The organism is Actinosynnema pretiosum, assembly GCF_024171695.1.
Taxonomy (GTDB): domain Bacteria; phylum Actinomycetota; class Actinomycetes; order Mycobacteriales; family Pseudonocardiaceae; genus Actinosynnema; species Actinosynnema pretiosum.
The window spans coordinates 1-16,364 of the sequence record NZ_JAMTCF010000015.1 but is presented as its reverse complement, the minus strand read 5'-3'; the positions used below and the strand labels follow the sequence as shown (position 1 = coordinate 16,364).

Genomic DNA, 16,364 nt, shown 5'->3' with positions numbered 1-16,364 from the left:
GTCAGGCCGTCCCGCTGGGGTGGGGCGCGCGGAGCGCGGTGTGCAGGTGCGCGGACAGCGCCCTCGGGGTCGGTTCCTCGTAGACGGCCGCGGCGGTGACGCGCACGCCGGTGCGCTCGGCGAGCAGGTTGCGCAGCTCGACGGCGGTGAGCGAGGTGAAACCGGTGTCCCAGAAGGGTTCGTCCGGGTCGACGGACTCCGGTCCCCGGTGGCCGAGGACGGTGGCGGTGGCGGTGCGCACGAGCGCCAGCAGCAGGTCAGGCAGGTCGTGGTCGGCGGCGTCGCGCAACCGGTCGACCGGGTCGGGGGCGGCCTCGGCGCGGGCGCTCCTGCGCCGCACGGGCACGAGGCCGCTCAGCAGCGGCGGCACGTCGTGCGGTGACGCGGCCAGGCTCAGCGGGGCCAGCAGCGTGCGGCCGTCGGCGAGCGCGGCGTCGAACAGGGCGGTGGCCTCGGCGTCGTCCAGCGGGTGCAGCCCGGCGCGGGAGGTGTCGGCCCCGGCCGCCATGCCGGAGCGCCACGGCCCCCAGGCCAGGGAGAGCGCGTGCAGGCCCGCCGCGCGCCGCCGCGCGGCCAGGCCGTCCAGGAAGGCGTTGGCCGCCGCGTAGTTGGCCTGACCGGGGGTGCCCAGCACGCCTGCCGCCGAGGAGAACAGCACGAACAGGGTCGTGGCCCCGTCGCGGGTCAGCTCGTCCAGGTGGGCGGCGACCAGCGCCTTGGGTGCCAGCACGGCGTCCAGCCGGGCGGGGGTGAGGGCGGGCAGGACGCCGTCGTCCAGGACGCCCGCGGTGTGCACGATCCCGCCGGGGCGGTGCTCGGCGAGCAGCGCGGCGAGCGCGGACCGGTCGGTGAGGTCGGTGGGGACCAGGTGGGCGCGGGCGCCGAGTCCGGCGAGGTCGGCGGCCAGTTCCGGTGCGCCGGGGGCGGTGGGGCCGCGCCTGCTGGCCAGCACGAGGGTCCGCACTCCCCCGGCGGCCAGGTGGCGGGCCAGTGCCGAGCCGAGCGCGCCCGTGCCGCCGGTGATCAGGACGGTGTCGGGGAGGGCGGGCGGGCAGTCGTGGCGGGGTGCGGTGCGGCGCAGGCGCGGCACGTGGAGCGCGCCGTCACGGATGACCACCTCGGGTTCTCGGGTGGTGGGGAGAGGTTCGGGGCCGTCGCCGTCCTGGACGACGAGCAGGATCCGGCCGGGGTCCTCGGCCTGCGCGGACCGGACCAGGCCGCGCACGGCGCACTGCCACGGATCGGCGGGGCGGTCGGTGCGCACGACCAGGCGGGGCGCGTCGCTCGCGGCGAAGCGCTGGAGCGCGTCGAGCGCTTCGGCGAGCGTGGCCCCGCGCAGGTCGGCGTGGACGGTGGGCGGGGCCCCGCGCTGGTTGGTATGGACGGTGGGCGGGGTGGCGGCTCGGGCTGCGGGTGCGGCGGGCAGGTCGGCGGGCGCAGCCAGCAGATCGGCGGGTGCGGAGGCCTGGGGCGGGAGGGGGACCTCGACGACCTCGAACAGCGAACCCCGCGTGAGCGCGCGCCGGGGCGCCGACGCTCGGGTGACACCGCCCACCGACACGACCGGGTCGCCCGCGCCGTCGAGCGCCAGGAGCGGTGAGGTCCCGCGCACTCGCAACGCGGTCGCGCCTGTGGCGTGCAGGATCACGTCGGTGCAGCGGGCGGGATGCGGCAGCAGAGCCTCCCAGAGGGCGGGGTGCAGGCCGAACCCGGTGGAGTCGGCGTGGTCGGGCAGCGAGAGCTCCGCGAGCCGCGCCGGTTCGGCGGCGTCCGGAGCGGGTCGCACGCCGTTGGCCCCTGCCACGAGGGCGGCGGACCCGGTGGAGTCGGCGTGGTCGGGGAGCGAGAACTCCGCCTCCCGCGCCGGTTGGGCGGCGGACCGCGCGCCGTTGCCCCCCACCGCGAGCGCGGCGGACCCCGTGTGCTCGGCGCCGTTGAGCAACGAGAACTCCGCGCCCCGCGCCAGCTCAGCGGCGAACCGCCCGCCATTGGTTCCAGCCACGAAGGCCTCAGACCCGTTGAGCGGCAGTGGTTCCGGGTGGTTCGTCATCGGGGCGAGCACGCCCGTCGCGTGGTCGGTCCAGGCGGGTTCGTCGTCCGGCCTGGAGTGGACGGTCACCGTGCGGCGGCCGTTCGCGTTCGGGGCGGTCACGCGGACCCTGACGTGCCTGGGGCCCGCGTCGAGCGGGATCGGGGCGGTGAGGTCCAGTTCCGCCACCACCGGGCAGCCCACCTCGTCACCCGCCCTGATGACCGGTTCCAGCAGCGCGGCCAGCGGGGACGGGCCGAGGCCGGAGCGGCCCGCGTGCCAGCGCGCGGACAGCAGGACCTCGTCGCCCGGCAGCACGTCCAGCGCGTCCACCAGCGGGTGGCCCGTCGCGGTGGTCGCGGGGGTCGCGTCGAGCCAGTAGCGGGTGCGCTGGAACGGGTAGGTGGGCAGGTCGACCCGGCGTGCGCCTGTCCCCTCGAACGCGGGGCGCCAGTCGACCGCCGCACCGCGCGCGTGCAGCGCGGCCAGCGCGGTGAGCAGGGAGGTGACCTCGTCGTGGTCGGCGCGCAGGGTGGGGGCGCAGGTCAGCACCTCGGCGGCGTGTTGGGTGAGCACGGCGTCGGGGCCCAGTTCCACGGCCGTCGTGACGCCGTCCGCCGCCAGGGCGCGCAGGGCGTCGGCGAAGCGGACCGCGCCGCGCGCGTGCTCGGCCCAGTGGTCGCGGTCGACGCGGGTCAGGGGGCGGCCGGTGGTGGTGGAGATCAGCGGGGTGGTCGGGGCGCCGGTGGCGAGGCCGCGCAGGGCGTCGAGCACCGGGTCGACGTGCGACGAGTGGAACGCCCGGTCCACCGGGAGCCGCTTGCGCCTGCCGCCCAGGCGGGCCGCGACGGCCACGACCGCCTCGGCGTCGCCGGAGAGCACGACGGCCTCCGGGCCGTTGACGGCGGCGACCGCGACGGGCAGGTCGCCGATCGCGTCCAGCGCCTCCTCCTCGGTGACCTGGACGGCGACCATCGCGCCCGGTCGCAGGTCGCGCATGAGCACGCCGCGCTCGGCGACCAGCGCGCACGCCGCGTCGAGCGGGAACGCGCCCGCGACGTGCGCGGCGGCGATCTCGCCGACCGAGTGACCGGCCACCGCGTCCGGCGCGAGGCCGAACGCGCCCAGCTGGGCGGCCAGGGCGGTCTGCAGCGCGAACGCGGCGGCCTGCGCGTGCAGGGTGCCGTCGAGGCCGGGGCGCTCCCCCAGCGCGACGTCGCGCACCCGGTGCTCGGCGCGGCCGTCGAGCGCGCGGTCGAGTTCGGCGCAGGTGGCGTCGAAGGCGTCGCGGAACGCGGTGAAGCGGGCCCGCAGCGCGCGCCCGGTGCCCGGCCGGTAACCGCCCTGGCCGGTGAACAGCCACGCCGTGCCGCCGGGCGCCGGGACGCCGGAGGCGACGACCGCGCCGTCGAGCAGCACGGCGCGGTGGCGCAGGGTGGCGCGCGTGGTGACCAGGGACCAGCCGACGTCGACCGGGTGGTGCGGCAGCGCGGTGATCCGCTCGACCTGGGCGGCCAGCGCCCGCTCGTCGCGCGCGGACACCACCAGCGGCACCAGCGGTTCGGACGCGTCGGCCACGTCGGCGGCACGCGGGTACCCGTCCGGCATCACCGGGACCGGCCCGCCGGGGTTCGCTCCGGTGCTCTGCCCGGCGCCCGCCTCCGGGACGCCTGCGGCCACCGCGCGCCCGGCTGGCGCACGGTCGTCCGACGCGGCGTCCGGCGAGGACAACGACTGGCCCGACCCACCGGAGTCGGCGCCCACAGCCCACGCACGCCCGTCCAGCGCAGCGTCCACCGGCGTCGCCACCGAGCCCGCCTCGCCGGGTTCCACACCACCACCCAGCGAACGCCCATCACCCGGCACCCCCACCGGCTCGACCTCCACCCCAGGCCCGGCTACGTCCTGCGGCGCCTGCTCCAGCACCGCGTGCGCGTTGGTCCCGCTGATCCCGAACGACGACACCGCCGCCCTCCGGGGCCGCCCGGTCTCCGGCCACGGCCGCGCCCCGGTCGCCAGCTCCGCCGCGCCCGCGCTCCAGTCCACCTGGTCCGACGGGTGCTCGGCGTGCAGCGTCGCGGGCACGACCCCGTGCCGCAGCGCCTGCACCAGCTTGATCAGCCCGGTGACCCCGGCCGCGCCCTGGGTGTGCCCGAGGTTGGACTTCACCGAGCCCAGCAGCACCGGCGCGCCCCGGTCCTGGCCGTAGGTCGCCAGGACCGCCTGGGCCTCGATCGGGTCGCCCAACCGGGTGCCGGTGCCGTGCGCCTCCACCACGTCCACCTCGGCCGGGGAGAGCCCGGCGTCGGACAGGGCCGCGTGGATCACCCGCTGCTGGGCCGGGCCGTTCGGCGCGGTCAGGCCGTTGGACGCGCCGTCGGAGTTGACCGCCGTGCCGCGCAGCACGGCCAGCACGGTGCGCCCGTTGCGCCTGGCGTCGGACAGCCGCTCCAGCAGCACGAGCCCGACGCCCTCGCCGAACGCGGTGCCGTCGGCGTCGGTCGAGAACGCCTTGCAGCGGCCGTCCGCCGCGAGCCCGCCCTGGCGGTCGAAGTCGGCGAACAGGCCGGTGGTGGCCATGACCGTCACCCCGCCCGCCAGCGCGAGGGAGCACTCGCCCGAGCGCAGCGACCGCACCGCCAGGTGCACGGCCACCAGCGACGACGAGCACGCGGTGTCGACGGTGAGCGCGGGCCCCTCCAGCCCGTAGGTGTAGGCGAGGCGGCCGGAGACGACGCTGCCGGAGTTCCCGGTGCTCAGGAACCCCTCGGTGTCCGGCGGGGCGCCCGCCGCGCGGCTGAGGTAGTCCTGGTTCATCACGCCCGCGAACACCCCGGTGTCGGTGCCGCGCAGCGAGGTCGGGTCGATCCCGGCGCGCTCGAACAGCTCCCACGAGGTCTCCAGCAGCAGCCGCTGCTGCGGGTCCATCGCCAGCGCCTCGCGCGGGCCGATGCCGAAGAACCCGGCGTCGAACGTGGTCGCCCCGTCCAGGAACCCGCCCCGGTACGGGGTCGCGGGGTCCCAGCCCCGGTCGTCGGGCGGCCCGGTGGTGGCGTCCGCGCCGTCGAGCAGCAGCCGCCACAGCTCCTCGGGCGAGGTGACCCCGCCGGGCAGCCTGCACCCGACCGAGACGATCGCGATCGGCTCGCCGGACGCGGTCGTGACCGCGCGCTCCCGCCGGGGCGCGGCGGGGGCGCCCATCCGCTCCACCAGGTGGGCGGCGAGCGCGGCCGGGGTGGGGTGGTCGAACACGAGCGTGGCGGGCAGCCGCACGCCGGTGGCGGCGGTGAGCCGGTTGCGCAGCTCCACGGCGGTGAGCGAGTCGAACCCGGCCTCCTTGAACGCCCGGTCCGCGTCGACCGGCTCCCCGGCCGGGTGGCCGAGCACCGCGGCGGCCTCGGCCCTGACCAGGGCGAGCAGGTCACCGGGGGTGCGCGCGGGGCGGACGGCGGCGGCGGCCGGACGGGCGGCGCGCACGACGTCGCGCAGCACCGGCGGGACCTGGCCGGTCGCCGTTCCGGTCAGGCCCGCCGCGACGAACGCGGGTCCGGCGAGGGCGGCGTCGAACAGGGCGAGGCCCTCGGCCTCGGGCAGCGGGCGGACGCCGGACGCGGCCATGCGCTCCCGGTCGGTCCCGGACAGGGAACCGGTGAGGCCGGTGTCTTGCGCCCACAGGCCCCAGGCGATCGAGGTGGCGGGCAGACCGGCGGCGCGGCGCTCGCGGGCCAGGCCGTCCAGGTAGGCGTTGGCCGCCGCGTAGTTGCCCTGCCCCGGTGCGCCGAGCACGCCGGAGGCGGAGGAGAACAGGGCGAACAGCGCCAGGTCGGAGGTCAGCTCGTGCAGGTGGGCGGCGGCGTCGGCCTTGGGGGCGAGCACCCGGCGCACGCGCTCCGGGGTGAGCGCGGTGATCGTGCCGTCGTCCAGGGTCGCGGCCAGGTGCACGACGCCGGTGAGCGGGTGCGCGGCGGGGATCGCGGCGAGCGCGGCGGCGAGCGCGGCGCGGTCGGCGACGTCGCAGGCGCGGACCTCGACGTGGGCGCCGGCGCCGGTCAGCTCCGCGACCAGGTCGGCGGCGCCGGGCGCGTCGGGGCCACGGCGGCTGAGCAGCAGCAGGTGGCGGGCGCCGTGGGCGGTGACGAGGTGGCGGGCGACGGCCGCGCCGAGCACGCCGGTGCCGCCGGTGAGCAGGACGGTGCCGCCGGGGTCGAGGGCGAGCTCGGCGGGGGCCGGGGCGGCGCGGCGCAGCCTGGGCGCGGTGCACCGCCCGGCGCGCACGGCGACCTGGGGCTCCGGTCCGGCGGCGAGCGCGGTGAGCAGGTCGTCGGTGGCGGAGCCGTCGGTGTCCACGAGCACGATCCGGCCCGGCTCCTCGGCCTGGGCGGAGCGGACGAGGCCGTGCACGGCGGACACGGCGGCGGTCGCGCCGTCCGGCCCCTCGCCGCCCTGGGTGACCACCAGCAGCACCGAGTCGGCGCGCCCCGGATCGGCGAGGAAGTCCTGCACCACGGCGAGGACGGCGCACACCGCGTCCCCCGCGGTGGTGGCGGCGGGGACGTCGTGGCGCAGCACCGGACCGGGGCCCGGCGCGGCGGGAGCGGGCACGTCGGTCCACACCACCTCGAACAGCGACCGCACCGACCTCCCGGCGCCCAGGTCGCCTGCGGGCCGCAGCACCAGGGAGTCCACGGTGACCACCGGGTTCCCGTCGCCGTCGGACGCGGTCAGCGCCACCTCGCCCGCCGACGGGGTGGTCAGCCGCACGCGCAGCGCCCGCGCCCCGGTGGCGTGCAGCGCCACCCCGGTCCAGGTGAACGGCAGCAGCACCGGGACGCCCTCGGGCGCGGTGACGGCCGCCGCGTGCAGCGCCGCGTCCAGCAGCGCCGGGTGCACGCCGAACGCGCCGGGCTCGCCGGGCAGCACGACCTCGGCGAACACCTCGCCGTCGCGGGTCCAGCAGCGGCGCAGCCCCCGGAACGCGGGCCCGTACCCGTAGCCGGTGGCGGCCTGGCGCTCGTAGAACCCGGTCAGGTCGACCTCGCGCGCGCCGGGCGGCGGCCACTCGACCGGGCCGTCGGCGGGCGTCCCCGGCGGCACGGCCGTCGCGGCGGTGAGGTGCCCGCGCGCGTGCCTGGTCCAGTCCCCGCCCTCCCCCGAGTGCAGCTCGACCGGTCGGCGGCCGGTGGCGTCCAGCGGGCCCACCCGCGCCTGGAGCGGCGTGGTGCGCGGACCGAGCGGGAGCGGCTGCTCCACGACCAGCTCGTCCAGCACCGGCAGGCCGACCTCGTCGCCCGCGCGGATCGCCAGCTCCACCCACCCGGTCCCCGGCAGCAGCGCGGTCCCGGACACGGCGTGGTCGGCCAGCCACGGGTGGGCGCGCGTGGAGGCGCTGCCGGTGCACACCACGCCGTCACCGCCCGCGAGCACGACGGCGGTGTCGAGCAGGGGGTGGTTCGCCGCGCGCAGGCCCGGCTGGTCGGTGGCGGCGCGGCGGGCGTCCGGCCAGCAGCGCTGCCGGTGGAACGGCGTGGTGGGCAGGTCGACGCGCCGCCACCGGTCGCCGGACCCGGCGTTCCAGTCGACGGGGACGCCGCGCGCGTGCAGCTCGGCCGCCGAGAGCCGGAACCGGTGCAGCCCGCCCTGGTCGCGGCGCAGCGTGCCGGTGACGACGACCGCGCGCCCGTCGGCGCTGTCCTGCACCGCGCCGGTGAGCACGGGGTGCGCGCTGACCTCGACGAACGCCCGGTGACCGGTGTCGAGCAGGGTCGTGGTGGCGGCGTGGAAGCCGACCGCGCCGCGCAGGTTCGCGAACCAGTACCCGGCGTCCAGCTCGGGGCCGTCGAGCCAGGTGCCGGTGGTGCTGGACAGGAACGGCACGTCCGCGCGCCGGGGCCGGACGGGGGCGAGCGCGGCGGCCAGCACCTCGCGCAGCACGTCGACGCCCGGCGAGTGCGAGGCGTAGTCGACCGGGACGCGCCGGGCCCGCACGCCGGACGCGGTCAGCGCGGCGAGCGCGGCCTCCACGTCCGCGACGGGACCGGACAGCACGACGGACTCCGGCCCGTTGACCGCCGCGACCGCGAGCCCAGGGAACTCGACCTCGTGCGCGGGCATGGGGACGGACAGCATCGCGCCCCGGCCGGACAGGTGCTCGGCCACGGCGCGGCTGCGCAGGGCCACGACCAGCGCGGCGTCCTCCAGGGTGAGGGCGCCCGCGACGCAGGCGGCGGCGATCTCGCCCTGGGAGTGCCCGACGACGGCGTCCGGTTCGACGCCGTGCGCGCGCCACAGCTCCGCCAGCGACACGGCGACGGCGAACGCGGCGACCTGCACGGTCTCGACCCGGTCGAGGGGGCCGCCGGTGAGGGCGGCGCGCAGGTCGACGTCGGTGTGCGGGGCGAGGGCGGCGGCGCAGCGGTCGACCGAGTCGGCGAACACCTCGGACTCGGCGAGCAGCCGGGCGCCCATGCCGACCCAGGCGGTGCCCTGGCCGGGGAAGACGAACGCGGTCCTGCCGTCCACGTCGGCGATCCCGGTGACCAGGTCGGGGTGGGGCTCGCCCGCCGCGAGCGCGTCGAGGGCGGTCCGCGCACCGGCCCGGTCCTCGGCGACGACCACGGCGCGGTGGGTGAGCCGGGCGCGCCCGGCCGCGAGGGATCCCGCGACGTCGGCGAGCGCGACCGGGCCGTCCAGGAGCGCGCCGACCCGACCGGCGAGCGCGCGCAGCGCGGGTTCGGCGCGCGCGGACAGCGGCAGCGGCAGCGCGCGGTCGTCCCTGGGCGGGACCTCGGGCGCGGGGACGGCCTCCAGCACGGCGTGGGCGTTGGTGCCGCTGACGCCGAACGCGGACACGGCGGCGCGCCGGGGCCGCCCCCGGTCCGGCCACGGGCGGTGCTCGGTGGCCAGCGCGGCGTTCCCGGCGCTCCAGTCGACCTGGGCGCTCGGCCGGTCGACGTGCAGGGTGCGCGGGACCTCGCCGCGCCGCAGCGCCTCCACGACCTTGATCAGCCCGGCCGCGCCCGCCGCGCCCTGGGTGTGCCCGAGGTTGGACTTGACCGAGCCGAGCAGCACCGGTTCGGCCCGGTCCTGCCCGTAGGTGGCCAGGATCGCCTGCGCCTCGATCGGGTCACCCAACCGGGTGCCGGTGCCGTGCGCCTCCACGAGGTCCACGTCGGACGGTCGCAGGCCCGCGCTCTCCAGCGCCGTGCGGATGACCCGCTGCTGGGCGACGCCGTTCGGCGCGGTCAGCCCGTTGGAGGCGCCGTCGGAGTTGACGGCGCTGCCGCGCAGCACGGCCAGCACCGGGTGCCCGGCGCGCTCGGCGTCGGACAGCCGCTCCAGCAGCACCAGGCCGACGCCCTCGGACCAGGCGGTGCCGTCGGCGGCGTCGGCGAACGACTTGCAGCGCCCGTCCGGGGCGAGCCCGCGCTGGCGGGAGAACTCGGGGAACGCGCCGGGCAGCGACATGACCGTGACGCCGCCCGCGAGCGCGAGCGAGCACTCGCCCGAGCGCAGCGCCTGCGCGGCCAGGTGCAGGCCGACCAGCGAGGAGGAGCAGCCGGTGTCCAGGGTGACGGCCGGTCCGTGCAGGCCGAGCACGTAGGCGACCCGGCCGGAGATGACGCTGGGCGCGATGCCGGTGCCCAGGTGGCCCTCCATGCCGTCGGGCACGGGGTGCAGGCGGGTGGCGAAGTCGTAGTAGACGACCCCGGTGAACACCCCGGTCCGGCTGCCGCGCAACGAGGTCGGGTCGATCCCGGCGCGCTCGACGACCTCCCAGGCGGTCTCCAGCAGCACGCGCTGCTGGGGGTCCATCGCCAGCGCCTCGCGGGGGCTGATGCCGAAGAAGGCGGCGTCGAACTCGGTGGCGTCGTGCAGGAAACCGCCCTCGCGGACGTAGGAGCGGCCCTGCGCCTCGGGGTCGCCGTCGAACAGGGCGTCGAGGTCCCAGCCCCGGTCGGTGGGGAACCCGGAGATGACGTCGCCGCCTCGCGCCACCAGGTCCCACAGGTCCTCGGGCGAGGCGACGCCGCCGGGGAACCGGCAGGCGGTGGCCACGACCGCGATCGGCTCGCGGTTCGCGGCCTCCAGGGCGCGCAGGCGCTGCTGGACCCGCTCGTTCTCGGCCAGCGCGCGCTTGAGGTAGTCGCGCAGCTTCTTCTCGTCGGACACGTGTCCCTCTCAGGCGCCGGTCGGGCCGAGCCTGCTGTCCGCGAGGCGGAACAGCTCGTCGTCGCTGATGTGGTCGAGGTCGAGGTCGTCGGGGCCGCCGGTCAGCTCCTCCCAGCGGCCCAGCACCTCGCGCAGGCGGGCGGTGACCCGCTCGCGCAGCGCGTCGTCCTGCGCTGCGGCGGGCAGGGCGGCGGCGAGGGCGTCCAGGCCGCGCAGCGCGGACGCGGGGTCCCCGGCGTCCGGGGCCGCGCTGTCACGGGCCGTGCTGTCACGGGTGGCGGCGAGGTGCTCGGCCAGGTGCGCGGCGAGCGCGCGCGGGGTGGGGTGGTCGAAGACGGCGGTGGGGGTCAGCTTCGCGCCGGTCGCGGCCGAGGCGCGGTTGCGCAGCTCGACGGCGGCCAGCGAGTCGACGCCCAGGTCGCGGAACGCCACGTCGACGGGCACCGACTCGGGCCCTGGGTGGCCGAGCGCGGCGGCGGCGTGCGCGCGGACCAGGTCGGTGAGCCTGCGCAGCCGCTCGGGCTCGGGCAGCGCGGCCAGCTCGCCCGCGAGGCCCCGGTCCGGCTCGTCGGCGGGCGCGACCGGTTCGGGGCGGGCCTCGGGCAGGTCGGCGAGCAGGGGGCTGCGGCGCAGCGCGGTGAACCGGGCGGCGAACGCCTCCCAGCGCACGTCGGTGACGACGGTGGTGGTCTCGTCGTGGGCGACGGCGTCGAGCAGCGCGGACACCGCCCGGTCGGGGGGCATCAGGCGCAGGCCCGCCTGGGCGAGCTGGGCGGCGATGTCCGGGGTGGCGCTGGACATGCCGCCGCCGTCCCAGGCGCCCCAGGCGACGGAGGTGGCGGTCCGGCCGCGCGCGCGGCGGCGCTGGGCGAGGGCGTCGAGCCGGGCGTTGGCGGCGGCGTAGGCGCACTGGCCGCCGCTGCCCCACACGCCCGCGTTGGAGGAGAACAGCACGAACGCGTCGAGCGGGCGGTCGCCGAGCAGCTCGTCCAGGTGCTCCGCGCCGAGCGCCTTGGCGGCCTGGACGTGGGCGAACTCCTCGGGGGTGGTGTCGGCGACGGGGGTCTGGGCGTTGGCGCCCGCCGCGTGCACGACGGCGGTGACCCGCTCACCCGCGCGGTCCAGGTCGGCCAGCAGGGCGGCCAGGGCGGCGCGGTCGGCGACGTCGCAGGCGGCGGTGGTGACGCGGGCGCCCAGGGCCTCCAGGTCGGCGGCGAGCGCGGGCGCGCCGGGGGCGGTCGGGCCGCGACGGCTGGTGAGGACGAGGTGGTCGACGCCGAGGGCGGCCAGGCGGCGGGCCACGTGCGCGGCGACACCGCCGGTGCCGCCGGTGACCAGGACCGTGCCGCGCGGGGTCCACGGGGCGGCAGGCGGCTGCGGGTCGGCGCGCACGAGCCTGCGCGCGAACACCCCCTCGGCGCGGATGGCGACCTGGTCCTCGCCGCCGTCGTCGGCGCCCGGTCCGGCGAGGACGGCGGCGAGCCTGCGGCGCTGGCGCGGGTCGGCGGGGTCGGCGAGGTCGACCAGACCGCCCCACCGGCCGGGGTGCTCCAGCGCGACGACGCGGCCGAGGCCCCAGGTCGCGGCCTGGGCGGGGTCCGGCGGGCCGTCGTGCGGGGAGATCGCGACGGCCCCGGTGGTGGCGCACCACAGCGGCGCGGTGACGCCCGCGTCGCCGAGCGCCTGGACCAGGGCGAGCACGTCGACGCCCGGCGTGGCCAGGACGCCCGCGACGGCGGTGTGCGGGCGGAGCAGGTCGGCGAGGGCGGCGCGGTCGGCGGAGCCGGGGTCGAGCGTGGCGCCGGCCAGCAGGTCGGGGTCCGGGCCGACGACGAGCCAGTCGCCGCGCGGGGCGGGCTCGGGCGGTTCGGGGAGGGTGCGCCAGGTGATCCGGTAGCGCCAGGAGTCCAGCAGGGCCCGCTCGCTCCTGCGGTCGTGCCAGGCGGTCAGCGCGGGCAGGACGGCGTGCAGCGCGGCGCGCTGGTCGGGTTCGGTGAGCTCCAGCTCGGCGCACAGGCCGTCGGCGTCGCGCGCCGCCGCCCAGAGCGGGTCGTCGCCGCCCGCCTGCCCGGCTGCGGGTTCGGCTTCCTGGAGCCAGTGGTGGGCGCGCTGGAACGGGTAGGTGGGCAGGTCGACGCGGCGGGCGTCCAGGCCGTCGAAGACGGGGGTCCAGTCGACGGGGACGCCGCGCACGTGCAGCTCGGCGGCGGAGCGCAGGAAGCGGTCGAGACCGCCGTCGTCGCGGCGCAGCGTGCCGGTGGCGGTGGAGGTGGCGCCGCCGAGGACGTCCTGGATCGCGGAGGTGAGCACGGGGTGCGCGCCGACCTCCACGAACACCGCGCAGTCCGCCCCGGCGAGGGTGCTGACCGCGTCGGCGAAGCGGACCGGCCTGCGCAGGTTGGCGAACCAGTAGTCCGCGTCCAGCTCGGGGCCGTCCAACCACTTGCCGGTGACGGTGGACAGCATCGGGGTCGTGGCGGGTCGGGGTGTGATCGGCGCGAGGTCGGCCAGCAGCCGCTCGCGCAGCACGTCCACGGCCGGGGAGTGCGAGGCGTAGTCCACCGGCAGCCTGCGCGCGCCCTCCACCCGCGCCACGAGCGGGTCGACGTCACCGGAGACCACCACCGAGCCGGGGCCGTTGACCGCCGCCACGGACACCCCGGTGCCGGTGATCAGCTCCTCGACCCGCGCGCGCGGCAGCGGGATCGAGGCCATGCCGCCGCCGTCCAGCCCGGCCGCGATGGCCTGGCTGCGCAGCACCACCACCCGCGCGGCGTCCTCCGGCGAGAGGGCCCCGGCCACGCAGGCCGCCGCGATCTCGCCCTGCGAGTGGCCGACGACGACGTCCGGGTGCACGCCGAACGAGCGCCACAGCTCCGCCAGCGCCACCATGACCACGAACGACACCGGCTGCACCACGTCCACCCGGCCCAGGTCGCCGCCGCGCAGCACGTCCACCACCCGGAAGTCCACCAGCGGCTCCACGGCCGCCGCGCAGCGCGCCACGGCCGCCGCGAACACCGGCGACTCGTCCAGCAACCGGGCCCCCATGCCCACCCACTGGCCGCCCTGGCCGGGGAAGACGAACACCACCCGGCCCGACACGTCCGCCCGGCCGGTCACCGCGGCGGCGGACGGGACCCCGGCGGCCAGCGCCTGGAGCCCTGCGGTGAGACCGGCCCGGTCGGTGGCGACCACCACCGCGCGGTCGACCAGGTCGGCGCGGCCGGTGAGCAGCGACCAGCACACGTCCACCGGCTCCCCCGGCAGCTCGACCAGGTCGGCCGCCGCCGCGCGCAGCGCCGCGTCCCCGCGCGCGGACAGCGGCAGCACCAGCGCGCCCGCCGGACGCCGCTCCCCCGGCTCGGGTGGCGCGTCGCCCTCCTCCACGACCAGGTGCGCGTTGGTGCCGCTCATGCCGAACGCGGACACCGCCGCGCGCCGGGGCCGGTCCCCGCGCGGCCACGGCGCCGGATCGGTCAGCACCCGCAGCGCGCCGGAGCCCCAGTCGACCTCGGGGGTGAGCCGGTCGGCGTGCAGGGTGCGCGGGGCGACGCCGTGGCGCAGCGCCTGCACGACCTTGACCAGCCCCAGCACCCCGGCCGCGCCCTGGGCGTGCCCGATGTTGGACTTGAGCGAGCCGAGCAGCAGCGGCCTGCCCTCGGGCCGGGCTCGCCCGTAGGTGGCCTGGAGCGCCGCCGCCTCGATCGGGTCGCCGAGCCGGGTTCCGGTGCCGTGCGCCTCCAGCAGGTCCACGTCGGACGGCCGCAGCCCGGCGTCCGCCAGCGCCGCCTCGATGACGCGCTGCTGCGCGGCCCCGTTCGGCGCGGTCAGCCCGTTGGACGCGCCGTCGGAGTTGACCGCGCTGCCCCGGACCACCGCCAGCACCGGGCGCCCGTTGCGGCGCGCGTCCGAGAGCCGCTCCAGCAGCACCACGCCGACGCCCTCGGCCCACGCCGTGCCGTCCGCGTCGGCGGAGAACGCCTTGCAGCGCCCGTCCGGGGCCAGTCCGCGCTGCCGGGCGAACTCCACGAACACGTCCGACAGGGGCATGACCGTCGCGCCGCCCGCCAGCGCCATCGCGCACTCGCCGCGCCGCAGCGACTGCGCGGCGAGGTGGATCGCGACCAGCGACGACGAGCACGCGGTGTCCACGGTGATCGCGGGCCCGTGCAGGCCGAGCGCGTAGGCGACCCGGCCGGAGGCGACGCTGCCGGAGCTGCCGATGGCCAGGTGGCCCTCGAACTCGTCGGCGACGCGCCTGCGGTTGCCGTAGTTCTGGTAGACGACGCCGGAGAAGACGCCGGTGTCGGAGCCGCGCAGCGACAGCGGGTCGAGGCCCGCGCGCTCGACCGCCTCCCAGGAGGTCTCCAGGAGCATCCGGTGCTGGGGGTCGATCGTGATCGCCTCGCGCGGGCCGATGCCGAAGAACCCGGCGTCGAACTCGGCGGCGTCGTGCAGGAACCCGCCCTCGCGGGTGTAGCAGGTGCCCGGCCTGGTCGGGTCGGGGTCGTAGAGCGCGGCCAGGTCCCAGCCCCGGTCGGTGGGGAACCCGCTGATCGCGTCGACGCCGCCGTCGACCAGCTCCCACAGCGCTTCCGGGGTGCGCGCGCCGCCGGGGGCGCGGCAGGCGAGGCCGGTGATCGCGATCGGCTCGTGGCCCGCCGACTCCAGCTCGGCGAGCTCGCGCCGCGCCTCGTGGAGGTCGGCGGTGACCCACCGGAGGTAGTCGACCAGCTTCTCGTGGGTCCCGTCGGTCATGGGTGCGCGCGTCTCCGAGGCTCGGGTGGGGGTGGGGTGGGGAGTCAGGCCGGGGTGGTCGCTGGGGGTCGTCAGGCCGGGGTGGTCGCTGGGGGGGGCGTCAGGCCGGGGTGATCGGACTGGGGTGATCGGACTGGGGTGATCGGACTGGGGTGATCGGACTGGGGTGGTCAGGCTGGGGTGGTCAGGTCGGCGTGCAGGGTGGTGGGCAGGTCGGTGCGGTGGGTGACGCGCAACTTGCGGAACACCCTGGTCAGGTGCTGCTCGACGGTGCTCGGGGTGACGAACAGCTTCTCGGCGATCTGCCGGTTGGTCAGGCCGGTGACGGCCAGGGCGGCGACCTTGCGCTCGGAACCGGTGAGGCCGCTGGTGTCGTGCTCGACGGGGTCGGCCGCGTCCGGTTCCAGGCGCGCGCACAGCGGGCGCGCGCCGCACGCCCTGGCCAGGTGCCAGGCCCTGCGCAGCACGGCGCGGGCGCGGCGGTGGTCGCCGAGCGCGTGGTGCGCGGCGCCGAGGCGGGCGAGGGTGGCGGCGAGCTCGTAGCGGTCGCCGCAGCGCTCCAGCGCGTCGGCGGCCTCGGTGAGCAGGTGCGGGCGGCGGGTCGCCGGGCTGAGCGGGGCCAGCGCGCGCAGCGCCAGCGCCCTGGGGCGGCCCGCGTCGGCGCCGGTCGCGGCGAGCTGGTCGAACACGAGCCGCCGGGCGCGGTCGTGGTTGCCGAGGCGGGTCCACGCCTCGGCGGCCCCGGTGCGCCACGGCGCGAGGCCGGGCAGGTCCAGGCCCCACGAGCGCAGGAGGTCGCCGCACGCGAGGAAGTCGGCGAGCGCCGCGTGGTCCCGCCCGGACGCGAGGTGGTGGTGGGCGCGCGCGTGCAGGTAGTGCGGGGCGGCGCCGCCGTCGAACAGGGCGTCCGGCACGGGCGCGGTGACGTGCCGACCCGCCTCCCGGCTCCGCCCGCGCAGGGTGTCGGCGAGGATCAGCGAGCCCAGCGGCAGGCCGACGCGGGCGCCCCAGCCGTGCGCGGGGACGGCGTCGAGCGCGGCGCGGGCGTGCCCGGCGGCGCCCGCGAGGTCGCCCAGGCGGAGCGCGATGACCGAGGCGGCGGCGGCGAACGAGGCCACCCAGGTGGGCGCGCCGCGCCCGCGGGCCTCGTCGAGCAGCAGCGCGCAGGCCCGCTCGGCCTCGACCGCGCGGTCGGCGCGCACCAGGGCGAGCAGGGCGAGCAGCGCCGGTTCCTCGGACCACGGGGAGGTGTGGCTGAGCTGGGCGTGCCGCAGGTAGTGCCCGGCGTCGGCGGCGGAGCGGCGCTGGTCCCCGAGCACGAACCCGCCGACCAGGTTGGCGGCCTCGCGCAACCACGGGTCGACGCGGCGCGGGGGTGGGGTGGCGGGGACGTGGGGGGTGGGGG

The 16,364-nt window shown here is 78.3% G+C and carries 2 protein-coding genes and 1 pseudogene; all 3 read right to left on the bottom strand.

Annotation, left to right across the window (positions count from 1 at the left end; translation table 11 throughout):
- Position 1: 1 nt before the first annotated feature.
- Positions 2-10,180 (bottom strand): annotated as a pseudogene (locus tag LV78_RS41080) (SDR family NAD(P)-dependent oxidoreductase); the annotation flags it as partial.
- 27 nt (positions 10,181-10,207) lie between these two features.
- Entirely contained in the window at positions 10,208-14,959 is a 4,752-nt protein-coding gene (locus LV78_RS27920; RefSeq protein ID WP_253848635.1) for a type I polyketide synthase, read from the bottom strand.
- Positions 14,960-15,129: 170 nt separating this feature from the next.
- Positions 15,130-16,364 (bottom strand): helix-turn-helix transcriptional regulator (locus tag LV78_RS27915; RefSeq protein WP_253848634.1); only part of this gene is annotated, 1,235 nt, incomplete at its 5' end.

Bases quoted from the DNA above. Each gene is read 5' to 3' on its own strand.
- LV78_RS27920 (WP_253848635.1), bottom strand. From the start codon at position 14,959: ATGACCGACGGGACCCACGAGAAGCTGGTCGACTACCTCCGGTGGGTC.